Source organism: Gordonia sp. LUNF6, from assembly GCF_047041125.1.
Lineage (GTDB): Bacteria > Actinomycetota > Actinomycetes > Mycobacteriales > Mycobacteriaceae > Gordonia > Gordonia sihwensis.
The window spans coordinates 2,503,021-2,516,873 of record NZ_CP178181.1 but is presented as its reverse complement, the minus strand read 5'-3'; the positions used below and the strand labels follow the sequence as shown (position 1 = coordinate 2,516,873).

13 protein-coding genes are annotated in these 13,853 nt (G+C 67.3%); 7 read left to right on the top strand and 6 right to left on the bottom strand.

Annotated features, from left to right (window positions below; genetic code table 11):
- Positions 1 to 165: 165 nt before the first annotated feature.
- From ACK8HH_RS11770 to ACK8HH_RS11740, 7 genes are all read left to right on the top strand, one after another.
- Complete coding sequence (locus ACK8HH_RS11770; RefSeq protein ID WP_006895190.1) at positions 166 to 966, top strand: enoyl-CoA hydratase-related protein; 801 nt, start codon at positions 166 to 168, stop codon at positions 964 to 966.
- A gap of 63 nt (positions 967 to 1,029) precedes the next feature.
- On the top strand, positions 1,030 to 2,628 hold the full coding sequence (gene fadD5, locus ACK8HH_RS11765; RefSeq protein ID WP_412475196.1) for a fatty-acid--CoA ligase FadD5: 1,599 nt from the start codon (positions 1,030 to 1,032) through the stop codon (positions 2,626 to 2,628).
- A 125-nt stretch (positions 2,629 to 2,753) separates the two neighbouring features.
- The gene (locus tag ACK8HH_RS11760) at positions 2,754 to 3,884 is read left to right on the top strand and encodes an NDMA-dependent alcohol dehydrogenase (protein ID WP_039866974.1); all 1,131 of its coding nucleotides are present in this window, start codon (positions 2,754 to 2,756) and stop codon (positions 3,882 to 3,884) included.
- A 120-nt stretch (positions 3,885 to 4,004) separates the two neighbouring features.
- Complete coding sequence (locus ACK8HH_RS11755) at positions 4,005 to 4,883, top strand: hypothetical protein (RefSeq protein WP_412475195.1); 879 nt, start codon at positions 4,005 to 4,007, stop codon at positions 4,881 to 4,883.
- A gap of 27 nt (positions 4,884 to 4,910) precedes the next feature.
- Positions 4,911 to 5,291, top strand: coding sequence for a hypothetical protein (locus tag ACK8HH_RS11750; protein ID WP_412475194.1), 381 nt, complete (start codon positions 4,911 to 4,913; stop codon positions 5,289 to 5,291).
- An 11-nt stretch (positions 5,292 to 5,302) separates the two neighbouring features.
- Positions 5,303 to 6,124 carry a serine hydrolase domain-containing protein gene (locus tag ACK8HH_RS11745; RefSeq protein WP_006895199.1) on the top strand — a complete coding sequence of 274 codons (822 nt, stop codon included), beginning with the start codon at positions 5,303 to 5,305 and terminating at the stop codon, positions 6,122 to 6,124.
- Positions 6,125 to 6,229: 105 nt separating this feature from the next.
- On the top strand, positions 6,230 to 7,354 hold the full coding sequence (locus tag ACK8HH_RS11740; RefSeq protein ID WP_006895200.1) for a hypothetical protein: 1,125 nt from the start codon (positions 6,230 to 6,232) through the stop codon (positions 7,352 to 7,354).
- Between the two features lie 87 nt (positions 7,355 to 7,441).
- Here ACK8HH_RS11740 and ACK8HH_RS11735 read toward each other — a convergent pair whose 3' ends face one another.
- The 6 genes from ACK8HH_RS11735 to ACK8HH_RS11710 form a co-directional block, all read right to left on the bottom strand.
- A complete protein-coding gene (locus tag ACK8HH_RS11735; RefSeq protein WP_045537680.1) occupies positions 7,442 to 7,960 on the bottom strand; it encodes a DUF3145 domain-containing protein in 519 nt (172 codons plus the stop codon).
- 244 nt (positions 7,961 to 8,204) lie between these two features.
- Entirely contained in the window at positions 8,205 to 9,656 is a 1,452-nt protein-coding gene (locus ACK8HH_RS11730) for an acyl-CoA carboxylase subunit beta (protein WP_006895204.1), read from the bottom strand.
- Positions 9,657 to 9,683: 27 nt separating this feature from the next.
- Positions 9,684 to 10,949 (bottom strand): KasA/KasB family beta-ketoacyl-ACP synthase, encoded by a 1,266-nt coding sequence (locus tag ACK8HH_RS11725; protein WP_062366627.1) that lies wholly within the window; start codon positions 10,947 to 10,949, stop codon positions 9,684 to 9,686.
- 1 nt (position 10,950) lies between these two features.
- The gene (gene acpM, locus ACK8HH_RS11720; protein ID WP_006895207.1) at positions 10,951 to 11,253 is read right to left on the bottom strand and encodes a meromycolate extension acyl carrier protein AcpM; all 303 of its coding nucleotides are present in this window, start codon (positions 11,251 to 11,253) and stop codon (positions 10,951 to 10,953) included.
- 107 nt (positions 11,254 to 11,360) lie between these two features.
- The gene (locus ACK8HH_RS11715) at positions 11,361 to 12,272 is read right to left on the bottom strand and encodes an ACP S-malonyltransferase (RefSeq protein WP_412475193.1); all 912 of its coding nucleotides are present in this window, start codon (positions 12,270 to 12,272) and stop codon (positions 11,361 to 11,363) included.
- Positions 12,273 to 12,467: 195 nt separating this feature from the next.
- The gene (locus ACK8HH_RS11710; protein WP_006895210.1) at positions 12,468 to 13,745 is read right to left on the bottom strand and encodes a PucR family transcriptional regulator; all 1,278 of its coding nucleotides are present in this window, start codon (positions 13,743 to 13,745) and stop codon (positions 12,468 to 12,470) included.
- Positions 13,746 to 13,853 lie beyond the last annotated feature (108 nt).

Here is a 13,853-nt window from a genome sequence, read left to right as displayed (position 1 = left end):
ATGCTAGCGAACCTCCGTTGCGATGAATCTGGAAACCTAGAAGAGAGAACAAGCTGGTAGAGGACAATTATTAGGGTGGTAAGTTAATTTACATTCGCATGATGTAGATCACTTCCGGTGCTACGGTGGGGGCGATTGCCAGGGTTCACCGAGTCGAGGAGCGCGATGATCAGCGAGGCCGAGTGCCGTGACGGGGTCTGGGCGAGCATCGATGCGAACGGGATCGCGCGTCTGGAGATCGACCGGCCCCGGCAGATGAACGCACTCGACGGGCCCGCGTCCGCGCGCGTGATCGCCCTGTGTGACGAGTGGGCGGCGAGTCCCGACGTCCGCGTGGTGATCCTGTCCGGTCGAGGCGGATCGTTCAGCGCGGGAGCCGATGTGGCGGGGATGGCGCAGGACGCGCGGGGCTCGGGAGGCTTCGACGAGGCCGCCTCCCGGGCGATCATCGAGAACGGGTCGAATCTGGTCCGCGCGGTTCGGGGGCTGCCGATGCCGGTGATCGCCGCGCTCGACGGTGCCGCAGTCGGCATCGGCGCGTCGCTGGCTGTCGCGGCCGATCTCGTCTACGCCACCAGCCGCACCTACTTCATGCTCGCATTCGTCAATATCGGCCTGATGCCGGACGGAGGGGCGTCGGCCCTGTTCACCGCGGCGGTCGGCCGTGCTCGGGCCAACGCGATGGCGTTGCTCGGGGAGAAGCTGTCGGCCGCCGATGCGTACGACGCCGGGCTCATCACGGCGTTCTTCGATGACCCGGCCGGGCTCGCGGCGGCCGTCGACCGGGTTGCCGGACGACTGGCCCGCCGTTCCCCGCGCGCGCTCGCGCTGACCAAGTCGGCTCTCGACCGCCATTCGCTGAGCGGATTCGACGAGGCGCTCGAGCGTGAGATCTCCGGTCAGACCGAGCTCCTCCAGTCGCCGGAGTTCCAGTCCGCCTTGACGTCGTTCGTCGCCGGCCGCTGACCGACCGGCGTCACCCGTGCTTCTCGCCGCGCCCGCTATTTCCGCACCTCGACAGGAGATGACATGACCGAGACCCTGGGCTTCACGCTCACCGACGAACCGCTCCGTTCGCGCCGCAACCATTGGAACAACCAGGTCCGCCGACACGCCGAGACCCGCCCGGACGGGGTGGCCTTGCGTTTCCTGGGCAAGAGCACCACATGGCGGGAGCTCGACCACCGGACGCATTCGCTGGCGGCGGCGCTGCTGCGCCGCGGTGTGCGATTCGGCGATCGAATCATGGTCCTGATGCTCAACCGGACCGAGTACGTGGAACTCACGCTCGCCGCGAATCTGATCGGGGCGATCCCGGTCCCGGTCAACATCCGGATGGCACCCGCCGAGGTGGCCTTCCTCGTCTCCGACTCGGGTGCCCGGGTGATCGCGACCGAGACGATGCTGGCCCCGCTGGCCGACGCCGTCTCGCAGATCACCGGCTCCGTCGAGGAGATCATCACGGTCGGCGACGTCGCGAACCCCGCGCACCTGGCGTACGAGGATCTCGTGTCCGAGCAGGGTGAGCCGCTGCCCGATATCGACGTGCCGGAGGACACCGTCGCCCTGATCATGTACACGTCCGGCACCACCGGCAAGCCGAAGGGGTCGATGCTGACGCACCAGAATCTGCAGGCGCAGGCGGTCACGTGCATTCAGGCGCTGAACACCGCATCCGACGACATCGCGTCCTGCGTCGCCCCGATGTTCCACATCGCGGCGCTCGGTGCGATGACGCCGACCTTCTACATGGGTGCGACCACCGTGATTCATCCGCTCGGCAATTTCGATCCCGAGCAGATGCTCGACGTCCTGGAGGCGGAGGGCACGACCTCCATCTTCCTGGTGCCCGCGCAGTGGCAGGCGGTGTGCGCCGCGCAGCAGGCACGTCCCCGCGAGCTCAAGCTGCGCGTGGTCAGCTGGGGCGCTGCGCCGGCCTCGGACACGGTGCTGCGAGCCATGAACGAGACCTTCCCGGACGCGATGAACGTGGCCGTGTTCGGACAGACCGAGATGTCGCCGATCACGTGCGTGCTCGAGGGCAAGGACGCCTTGCGCAAACTCGGCTCCATCGGGAAGGTCGTCCCGTGCGTCACCGCGCGCGTGGTGGACGCCGCGATGAACGACGTGCCGCAGGGCGAGGTCGGCGAGATCGTGTACCGCGGCCCCAACCTGATGGCCGGCTACTGGCAGAACCCGCAGGGCACCGCGGACGCCTTCGCCGGAGGCTGGTTCCACTCCGGCGACCTGGTGCGTCAGGACGAGGAGGGTTTCCTCTACGTGGTCGACCGAGCGAAGGACATGATCATATCCGGGGGAGAGAACATCTACTGCGCCGAGGTGGAGAACGTGCTCTTCGGCCACCCGAAGGTCGCCGAGGCCGCGATCATCGGCCGCGCGCACGAGAAGTGGGGAGAGGTGCCGGTCGCGGTGGTCGTCCTCGCCGACGGGGTCGACTACCTGACGCTGGAGGAGATGGAACCGTTCCTGAACGAGAATCTGGCGCGGTTCAAGCACCCGAAGGATCTCGTCATCGTCGACGAACTGCCGCGCAATGCCGGCGGAAAGGTCGTCAAGCCGCAGTTGCGAGAGGCGTACGGCAGCAAAGACGCCGGACTCAAGAATTGAGAACTGTAACGTGTTTCATTTTTGTCGAGAAGTGACTACCCTCACTAGCAGATGCGGCTGAGGCCGTACGTCATCTGTGGGATGCGGCCTCGCCGCAACGGGATTCGAAATCGAGGTAAATGACTGTGAAGACCAAGGGCGCCATCCTCCGGGAGCTGAACACGCCGTGGAAGATCGAAGAGATCGAGATCGGTGATCCCAAGGCGCACGAGATCAAGATCCGCATGGAAGCAGCGGGCATGTGCCACTCGGACCATCACCTGATGACCGGCGGCATTCCGATGGGCGGGTTCCCGATCCTCGGCGGTCACGAGGGAGCGGGTGTGGTCGAGGAGATCGGTGAGGGCGTCACCGACTTCGAGGTCGGCGACCACGTGGTGCTGTCGTTCATCCCGTCGTGCGGCAAGTGCCGCTCCTGCAAGGCGGGCGTGGCCAACCTGTGCGACTTCGGTGCCATGCTGCTGCAGGGCGAAGCCGTCTCCGACCACACCTTCCGCATCCACACGGCCGCCGGTGAGCCGGTGTACCCGATGACCCTCCTCGGCACGTTCAGCCCGTACATGGTGGTGCACGAGGCGTCGGCGGTGAAGATCGACAAGGAGATCCCGTTCGAGGTCGCGGCACTGTGCGGCTGCGGCATCCCGACCGGCTACGGATCGTCCACCCGCAGCGGCGACGTCCGCCCGGGTGAGGATGTGGCGATCATCGGCGTCGGTGGCGTCGGAACAGCTGCCCTGCAGGGTGCGGTCATCGCCGGCGCGCGCAACGTCTTCGCCATCGATCCGGTGGAGTGGAAGCGTGAGCAGGCCCTGAAGTTCGGTGCGACTCATGCCTTCGCGTCCGTCGAGGAGGCCATGAACGAGATCGGTAACGCCACCGAGTGGGGGATGTGCCAGAAGGTGATCGTCACCGTCGGCGAGGTGCACGGCGAGGACGTCGACACCTGGCTGAGCATCACCGCCAAGAACGGCACGTGCGTGCTGACCGGCATGGGCAACATGATGGAGAACCAGGTCACGCTCAACCTGTCGATGCTGACGCTGCTGCAGAAGAACTTGCAGGGCAGCATCTTCGGCGGCGCCAACCCGAAGCTCGACATCCCGAATCTGCTGTCGATGTACAAGATCGGCAAGCTCAAGATCGAGGAGATGATCACCCGCCAGTACAGTCTGGACCAGATCAACGAGGGCTACCAGGACATGCTCGACGGCAAGAACATCCGCGGCGTCATCCGTTACACCGACGCCGATCGCTAGGCCCCGCTCGCGAGAGTCTGACATCCTGAAGATCCGCCGGCTCATCGGGCCGGCGGATCTTCATATGCAGTGGGCCCGGGCAGCGGCCGGAGGTCCGACTGCCGGCGGCGAAGGGGAGAGATGACCGAGAAGAGGAGCTCGCGTTCACGTGCCGAGCGGGGAGCGGAGATCGCCGAGCGCGAGACCGTCGAGGGCGGAGCCTGGGCGGCCTCGCCGGAGGCGAAGTCGACGGCTCTGACTCTGCGCATCGTCGCCGCAGTGCTGTGGACAGTTGCGATCGCGGGTGAACTCGTCACCATCTTCTGGGTGCTGCGTCAGGATCCGCTCCGGATGTGGCTGCTGATCGTGATGATCGTCGTCATCGGCGCGTTCGCGCTGGCCGGATCGCTGCTGTGGAAGAAGGCCAATCGCTACGATCCGGCGTCCGAGAAGGACCGGGTCCGATTCTTCGTTCAGAACCAGCTCGGCGTGATCGTCACGGTGATCGCCTTCCTCCCGCTGATCGTCCTGATCTTCCTGAACAAGGACATGGACGGGAAGCAGAAGGGGATCGCGGGCGCAGTGGCGATCGTCGTCGCGGCTCTGGTCGGATTGGCCGGCGCCGACTGGGATCCGCCCTCGGTGGAGCAGTACGGCGTCGAGACCAATGTGGTCGAGCAGCTGACGGGCGAGAACCGCGTGTACTACACCAAGGGCGGTTCGGTCTTCCACGTCTGCGCCGACGTACCCGATCTCCGGCGGTCGGCGACGATCCTCGACGGCACGGTGGACCAGGCGCATGCTGACGGCAAGGACCGGCTGACGAAGAAGTGGGTCTCCGAGGCGATCAACAACTGCGGGATCCCGGTGGAGCGGGTCGACGCCGTGCTCGGCGACGTCGACGACGTCACCTCCACGCTCGACGACGACCAGTTCACGACGGGCTCCGACGGAAAGCCCTCGGTCAACACCGATGTCGAGACGCCCGCTCCCGCAGGCACGCCGACGCCGGGCCGCTGACCGCACCGATCGGAGACGGGGAGTGTCGTGCGTGAGCTGACGAGTGACGATCTCGGGCTGCTGCTGTCATTGTTCGCGGTCCTGCTGTTGGCGTTCGCGGCCAACTTCCACTTCTCGCGTACGTCGGTGCGGCGTCACCGGCGGGCCGCGTTGCTGTTCGTGGTGGTGAGCTTTCTCGGCGAACTCTCGACGGTGGTGGCGTTGATGCTGACGTGGGTCGCGCTGTGGAGTCCGGCCGCATGGGACAGGATCGACGATCTGCTGGTCTTCGTACCGGGCACGATCGCGATCCTGTGCGCGGTGGTGCTGACAGTGGAGTCGGTCTACGCGCGGTCGGTCAACATCGTCAGGGTGGAGCGGGATCCCGCCACGCCGGGACACCGAACGCGCGATCGTGCCGGTGAGTAGGGTCGGTAGGCGTGAGATCACTCGAGACGCTTTCGGACTGGCCTGTCGACAACGTCTCCGCGGCCGTGCTCACCGCGGAGGGAACCGCCGGAACGTTCGGCGACCTCGCCCGCGTGTACGAGCTCGCGTCGGTCACCAAGCTCCTCGTCGCGCAGGCCGTGCTCGTCGCGGTGGAAGAGGGCGCGATCGATCTGCGGACTCCCGCCGGCCCGCCCGGAGCCACCGTCGCGCACCTGCTGGCGCATGCATCGGGCCTGGCCTTCGACAGCCGGCAGGTGGTCGCAGGCGTGGCCGAACAGCGGATCTACTCGAGCGCGGGATTCGAGGTGCTAGCCGAAGCGGTGGAAGCGGAGACCGGCATCGCCTTCGCCCACTATCTGCGCGAGGCCGTCTGCGATCCGCTCGGACTGACGGCGACGGAACTATACGGTCCGGCCGGGCACGGTGCACGGTCGACCGTCGCGGACCTCTCCCGGTTCGCCGCCGAGCGGCTCGCACCCCGGCTGATCTCCATTGGTCTCTCAGCGGAATCGGCGTCGGTGCAGTTTCCCGGGCTCGACGGATTCGTCCCCGGCTACGGTAAGCACCGGCCGAACGATTGGGGCCTCGGCTTCGAGATCCGGGGAACCAAGAGCCCGCACTGGACGGCTCCCGCTCATTCCCCGCGGACTCACGGGCACTTCGGCCAGGCCGGGACCTTCCTGTGGGTGGACCCCGACCGGCGGGCCGCCGCGGTGGTCCTCACCGACCGGCCTTTCGGGCCGTGGGCCAAGCCCCTCTGGAGTGAGTTCAACCAGGAAATACTCGACGAACTCGACGGCTCCGGCGGGTAGCCTCGGAACCAGGACGCGGTCTCGCCTCACATCCGGGTGGAGTCAGTCGGGTGCGGGGGCGCGTCGTCGCCGCGTTCGCACCCGAGAACCCGAAGGAGGCGTTTCGTGGCACGTTATGAACTCCCGACCACGACGGAGCTGCTCGAACTCGGGTCGCCGCGCGATCACGCGGTGACCGTCTATGCGCAGGCCAGTGCCGCGCAGTACGATCTCGCCCGAACCACGGTCAAGAGCGCGATGGACCGCGCCATCCGGTCGCTCCGCAACGGCGGCGGGAACCACGCGCTGGAGTCGGCCCTGCGCGAGAGGACCACGGCGATTCTCGCCGACGAGGGGTGGCGCAAGCTGTCGCACTCGCTGGCGGTGTTCATCACTCCGGAAGAGGCGGAGATGTTCGTCCTCCCGAACCAGTTGGAGAACCAGCTTCAGGTCGGCAGCTACTTCGACGTCGGACAGCTGGTGCGCGCGGCGGCGGCCCCGCAGGACGCCTACGCGCTGACGCTGTCGGCCGACGGGTGGAACCTGTGGCAGGCGTCCGGAACGGAGCTGGCGTCGGAGATGGAGGTGGAGGCAGACGGCATCGGCGATGTCGCGGAGGCCACCAATCGCGCGACGGTGCGCGGACGGATCCATGCCCGTCGGCTGCACGGCGACGAGGGCACCAAGCTGCTCCTCGAGACGTACGCCAAACGCGTGCACGAGGTGGTGGTGAAGGCGATCGACGCCGATGACCCGTCCGCCGAGCGCCCGCTGTTCGTGTTCGCCGCCGATCCGCTGCTGGACATGTACCGGAACCTCGACCGCGGCTTCCGCGAACTCGTCGCGGTGCCCGGAAGCCCCGACGAACTGACGGCGGTGCAGATCGATGCCAGGATCCGCCAGGAACTCGCGGACATCAACTCCCGCCGCGCCAACGCGACGGTTGAGAAGATCGCCGACGGCGTGGCCAAGGGCCTCGTCGCGACCGACCTCGTGGATGTGGCACGGGCGGCGGTCGCGGGCAACGTCGACACCCTGGTGTACGACTTCACCGTCGACGTCCTCGGGCGCCTGGACAACGAGACGGGCGACGTCACGTACGCCGACGACGGCTACGACCTGCTGTCACGCATCGCGGTGTGGGTGCTGCAGACGGGCGGCCGGGTGATTCCGGTTCGCGCGTCCGAGATCGTCTCCGACATCTGGAACGGCACCGTGACGGCTCGGCTGCGTTACCCGCTGAGTACCTAGGACAGAGCTCGCGACAGACGACGGCCGCTCGGAGCAGAACGCTCCGAGCGGCCGTCGTCTGTCGAAGAACCGGGGTGCGGCGGCTGTTCAGCCCACCCGCTGGCGCAGCCACGTGACCTCTGCGCCGACACCGCCCATGCGGTAGTTCTCCAGGCCCTCGTCCCACGCGGTGCCGAGGATGGCATCGAGCTCTCCGGCCAGGCCGGCACTGTCGGGCTGTGCGTCCATCAGCGCGCGCAACTGCATCTCTCCGACGATCACGTCACCGTTGGCTCCGGTGGACCCACGCCACAGACCCAGCCCCGGCAGATAGCAGAAGCGTTCGCCGTCGACACCCTCGCTGGGGTTCTCGGTCACCTCGAAGACCAGGCCGGACCATTCGCGCAGCGCATTGGTCAGCCGTGCGCCGGTACCGACCGGCCCCGTCCAGTCGACGGTCGCACGCATGCGGCCGGGCTCGGCGTCCTGTTCGGACCACTTCAGGTCGGCCCGCGCATTCAGAGTCGACGACAGCGCCCACTCCACGTGCGGGCACAGCGCGACGGGAGAGGCGTGGATGTAGACCACGCCGCTCGTCATGTCCGCAAACTGATTCAGATTGCGCACCTTTTCACCTCCGGTTCGACGAGGAACGTCTTCCCCAAGCGCACCTACGCCGGAACTCGGATATCACACTGCTGATACAAAGTATGCCTTGTGATGTGCGTGTTGCGCTAGTTCTTTTTGGTGCGGATGTGTTCCTCGACGGACGACGGACGACGGGCCGGCGCAGTCCGCCGGGAACGACGATGTCCCCGGCGCCGTACAGGCGTCCGGGGACATCGTCGAACTCATGCGCTCCAAGTGCGCGTCACAGCGGAATGTTCTTGTGCCGTCCGCGTCGGGCAGGCGCCGAAGCGAGGGCCTCGGCGATGATGCTGCGAGTCTTGGCCGGATCGATGATCTCGTCGACGACGCCGATCGACTGGGCACGGCCGACGCCGCCTGCGATCTGCTCGTGCTCCTGGGCGAGGCGCTCGTGAAGCTCCTCGCGCTCCTCCTCCGGGGCCGCGGCGAGGGTCTTCTTGTGCAGAATGCCGACGGCCGCCTTGGCGCCCATGACGGCGACCTCGGAGCCCGGCCAGGCGAAGACCGCGGTGGCGCCGAGGGCGCGCGAGTTCATGGCGATGTAGGCGCCGCCGTAGATCTTGCGTGTCACGAGCGTGACACGCGGCACCGAGCACTCGGCGAACGCGTGCAGCAGCTTGGCGCCGCGGCGCACGACGCCGTTCCACTCCTGGCCGACGCCCGGGAGGTAGCCGGGGACGTCGGTGATGACGATGATCGGCACACCGAAGGCATCGCACAGGCGCACGAAGCGGGAGGCCTTCTCGGCGGCCTCCGAGTTCAGGCAACCGCCCATCCGGAGCGGGTTGTTCGCGACGATGCCCACGCTGCGGCCCGACAAGCGGCCGAAGCCGACGGTGATGTTCGGGGCCCACTTGGCCTGGAACTCCTCGAAGGTGGTGACCTCCGACTCGCCGTCCGCCGCGAGCTGGGTGTCGAGGAGGGCCTCGACGATCGGGTGGACGTCGTAGGCGCGCCGATTCGACTCGGGCAGCAGTGCGCGCAGGTCGGTGTCGCCGGCCTCCGCCTTCTCCCGGTTGAAGTGACCCTGCTGCGAGAACGTGCCGACCAGACGGCGGGCGCGCCAGTACGCGTCGGCCTCCGAGTCGGCGGTGATGTGGCTGACGCCGGAGCGCTTGCCGTGGGTGTGCGGTCCGCCGAGCGATTCCATGTCGACCTGCTCGCCGGTGACGCTCTTGACCACGTCGGGCCCGGTCACGAAGACCCGGCCCTCCGGAGCCATGATCACGACGTCGGTCAGGGCCGGTCCGTACGCGGCACCGCCCGCGGCGAACCCGACCACCACGGAGATCTGCGGCACGTAACCCGATGCGCGCACCATGGCCTCGAACACGCCCCCCACAGCGTGCAGGGCCTCGACGCCCTCGGCCAGTCGAGCGCCGCCCGAGTGCCAGATGCCCACGACGGGCGCCTGCTCGGCGATCGCGGTGTCGATCGCGTTCACGATGTGAGCGCAGCCGACGATCCCCATGGCACCGCCCATCACGGTGCCATCGGTGCAATAGGAGACGGTGCGAACACCGTTGACGTCGCCGATCGCCGCCAGCACACCCGATTTGTCTCGGGGATGCAGCAGCTCGACGGTTCCGTCGTCGAAGAAGCTAGTCAACCGCAGCAACGGATCGCGCGGATCCGTCGCCTCCTCACGGCCGGGGATGGGTGCCAGTGTGGTCATCGGGTTCTCCTATGCGGGGGTTGGGGATCAGTATCGGCCGAATGCCAAGGCCACGTTGTGCCCACCGAATCCGAAGGAGTTGCTCAGCGCGAAGTCGATCTGTCCGCGGCGAGCCTCACCGTGTACGACGTCGATGTCGCCGCACTCCGGATCCAGGTTGTCCAGATTCAGCGTCGGGGGAATGACGGAGTCCTCCACCGACTTGATGGTCAGGACCGCTTCGAGAGCGCCGACGGCGCCGATCGAATGGCCCAGGGCTGACTTGGGCGCGTAGATGGCTGCGTGGTTGCCCACGGCGGCCTGGATGCCCAGCGATTCTGCGGTGTCTCCGATGGGGGTGGACGTCGCATGCGCGTTGACGTGCGTGATGTCCGATTTCTGCAGACCGGCGGTCTGCAGGGCTCGGGCCATCGCGCGGGTGTTGCCCTGCCCCGAGGGGTCGGGGGCGACGATGTGGAACCCGTCCGAGGTGATGCCGGTGCCCATCAGCCGAGCGTGGATGTGAGCACCGCGCGCCTTGGCGTGGTCCTCCCGCTCGAGGACGAGCATGGCCGCGGCCTCGCCGAAGACGAATCCGTCGCGGTCGGAGTCGAACGGGCGCGACGCGGACGCCGGATCGTCGTTCCGGGTGCTCATCGCGCGCATCATGCTGAAGGCTGCGATCGGCACCGCGTCGATGTGTCCTTCGACGCCGCCGCACACGATCATGTCGGCGTCGCCCATGACGATGTGACGCCATGCGTGTGCGATCGCCTCCGCACCCGACGAGCATGCCGAGACCGGGGTGATGACGCCGGCGCGTGCGCCGATGTTGAGACCTGCGACGGCCGCGGGCCCGTTGGGCATCGCCATCGAGACGGCCAGCGGCGACACCTTGCGGTAGTTGCCGGTGTCCTTCAGAGCTCGGTCGGCGTCGATCAGCGAGTCCGCGCCGCCGATGCCGGTGCCGAGAACCACGCCGAGCCGGTCGGGGTCGACCTCCGGCTCGCCGGCCTGCGCCCACAGGCGCTTGCTCATCACATGCGACATCCGCTCGACGTACGACATGCGTCGCGCCTCGATGCGAGTCACTTCGTTGGTCGGGTCGTCGACGAGACGACCACCGATGCTGACCGGCAATTTGTACTGCTCGACGAAATCGTCGGTCAGCTCCCGAATGCCGGTCTTACCGGCGACGAGATTTTCCCAGGTCGTGTCGAGATCAGCTCCCAGGGACGTGGTGGCGACCATGGAGGTCACCACCACGCTGGGGAACTCTCCACCGCGAGTGGAAAAGTCACGCAGCTCGGTCATGCTACGCCTGGCCGCCCTCGATCTGGGCGGCGATGGCTGCAGCGGTCTCGGGGTTCTCGGCCTCGAGCTTCTGGACGTAGGCGACGGTGTCGCCGACGGTGCGCAGGCTGGCGAGATCCTCGTCCGGAACCTTCACGCCGTACTTGTCCTCGACCTGGACGGCGATCTCCACCATCGACAGCGAGTCGATGTCCAGATCGTCGACGAACGACTTCTCCAGCGTCACCTCCGACGGCTCGATGCCGGTGACTTCCTCGATGATCTCGGCGATGCCTGCGACGAGCTGTTCCTGAGTGGCGGCCACGGTGTGGCTCCCTTCTTCGTTTCTGTACTGCTATGTGGTTTTCCGGAGTCAGCGTGTGCTGAGTGGACGGGCCGTGAGGCCTTCCGGGGGTCGGGTGCTGCCGACCGCTATCCAAGTCCTGGGAGGTCCTCCAGATCGGCGGGGACCTTGACGGCCCGCGAGGGCACGCCCTTCAGTTCACGTTTGGCGATGCCCACGAGCGTCCCGCCCGGCGCGAGTTCGACGATCGCGTCGGTGCCCGCCTCGCGGAGGTAGTCCGAACAGAGGTCCCAGCGTACGGGGCTGGTGACCTGGGTGACGAGTCGGCGCAGGGCTTCGGCGCCGGTGGGAACGGGGCGGCCGTCTGCGTTCGAGAGCAGGGTCCGGGTGGGGTCGGCGGGCGTGATCTGCGCTGCTGCCTCGGCGAACGCGTCCTGCGCCGGTGCCATGAACCGAGTGTGGAACGCTCCGGCGACCGCCAGTTTGCGCGTGCGCGCCTTGGCGGGCGGCGCCGAGATCAGCTTGTCGATGGCGACGACCGAACCCGCGGCGACGATCTGTCCCTTCGCATTGCGGTTGGCGGGCACGAGGTCGAGATCGTCGAGGAAGGCGAGCACCTCGGTCTCATCGCCGCCGAGGATCGCGGCCATGGTGGTCTCCTCCAGCGCGCAGGCCTTGGCCATCTCGGCGCCACGCACGCCGGCCAGGATCATCGCCTCATCGGCCGTCAGGACGCCCGCGACGGCGGCGGCGGCGACCTCGCCGATCGAGTGTCCGGCGATCACGACGTCCGCGGGCAACTCGCCGTGGCGGCGGCGGAACTCGTCGAACGAGAGCAGTGCGGCGGCGACCACGAGCGGCTGGGTGACCGCGGTATCGGTGATCTCCTCCGCCGTCGCTGTGGTTCCGAGGCGTTCGAGGTCGAGTCCGATGGCCTCGGACCACGCGGAGACGCGGTCACGAGCCCCGGGCAGCTCCAACCATTCGGTGAGCATGCCGGGTGTCTGGGAGCCCTGGCCGGGCGCAAGCAACGAAAGCACGTGACTAGGGAACACCTTTCAGCTGTGTCGTAGTGGTGTTGCTGGGTACGAACCTTGGCGGCGATATTTGTAGGGTTCCTACAAAAGTGACTCTGTCGGTGTTCCCATCGTCATCGGGTTGAGATCCGTTACGCGATCGAGTCTGACAAACACCGAACAGGGTCTATACGGCTACTTTGCCGTGACGAGTGTTACTCAGGGGGCTGAATGGGGCGTTCCTTGATGGTTTCGTGCCAATCTCCCGATGGTCAGTGCGACACGCAGAACGAAAGCGTCTCGGGGGTTAGATGCGTCACGTCCGGTGATGTCGGCCACCTTCTTTAGGCGATACCGCACAGTATTTGGATGGATATACAGTTCCCTGGCACAAGTTTCCACCTGGCCGCCGCTGTCGAGGTAGGCCTCGACGGTGTTGACGAGGGTCTCCGAACCGCTCAGGGGTTCCACGATCGTCTCGTCCATCGTCTCGATCGCTGAGCGGTCGCCGTTGAGCGCCCGCTCGGGAAGCAGATCCCAGCTGTAAGCCGGTCGCGGCGCGTTGGGCCATCCGACCACCGCCCGGAGTCCGGCCATGGCCTCGACAGCGCTCGCGTGGGCCGATCCCAGGTTGGGCGTGGTCGGGCCGATCACCACGGGACCCTCGGCGAAGTGCTCGAGGAGGTCGGTGAGAAAGCGGTCGGACGGCCGCAGCGGCCCCTCGACGATCGCGACGAGGGTGCTGCCCTGCACCACCGAGAGTGCGGCGCGGTCGTACTGTTTGGCGGTGTTGTGGAGCGTCAACGCGACCGACACGTTCTGTTCCGGGGGCGGAGATCCGACGATCACCGTCGCCGCGGCGTCGGTGGACCAGTTCAGTGCCGCCGCGCGCGAGAGCAACTGCGGGCCCTCGTCACCGCGCACCACGGCGTCGACCACGAGTGCCTCCATGCGCGAGTCCCACGCGCCGCGCGACTCGGCGGCCGAGGCGTAGATCGCGGCGGCGGCGAATCCGATCTCCCGGCCGTACCGCAGCACCGATTCGGTGAGTGCGCGAAGCTGGGCGTCGTTCCGGGCCAGGAGCGGAAGCCACTTCTCGAAGAACTCCATCGCCACGCGCACCATCTCGACCGTCTGCAGCAGTGAGATGCGCCGGGCCAGGTCCTGGGGGACCACTTGGAATGCCTGGACGGTGAACTTGACGTTCCCCTCCGGGTCCTGGATCCACTCCACGAAGTTGACGACCGCCGTCTGGACCACCAACTGCACGCTGGCCCGCTGCGCCGCGTCGAGGTCGCTGAAATAGGGTAGTTGCTCGGACATCGAGTGGATCGCTTCGGTGGCCAGTCGGCCGCTGTACTGCTTCACGCGGCGCAACAGGGTGTCGGGCAGCGCGTCGTGCACGGTGGCCGGCGCGGGCACGTGGGCGCCGCGCGCGCCGAAGACGTCGGTGGCGCGCGTCGTCTTCAGACGGGGGTCGGGTTCGGCATCAGGCACGGATTCAATGTAGACCGCTCGCGACCCGCTGTGGCCGGGTCGTATCGGCCGGCCGGACTGGGCCGATGGTCGCGGGCGCTGTCCGTCGAACGTCCCCCGCGCCGAGAC

Excerpts from the sequence above, each read along its gene's own strand:
- ACK8HH_RS11770 (WP_006895190.1), top strand. The coding sequence starts at position 166 with ATGATCAGCGAGGCCGAGTGCCGTGACGGGGTCTGGGCGAGCATCGAT.
- fadD5 (WP_412475196.1), top strand. The coding sequence starts at position 1,030 with ATGACCGAGACCCTGGGCTTCACGCTCACCGACGAACCGCTCCGTTCG.
- ACK8HH_RS11755 (WP_412475195.1), top strand. The coding sequence starts at position 4,005 with ATGACCGAGAAGAGGAGCTCGCGTTCACGTGCCGAGCGGGGAGCGGAG.
- ACK8HH_RS11730 (WP_006895204.1), bottom strand. The coding sequence starts at position 9,656 with ATGACCACACTGGCACCCATCCCCGGCCGTGAGGAGGCGACGGATCCG.
- ACK8HH_RS11725 (WP_062366627.1), bottom strand. The coding sequence starts at position 10,949 with ATGACCGAGCTGCGTGACTTTTCCACTCGCGGTGGAGAGTTCCCCAGC.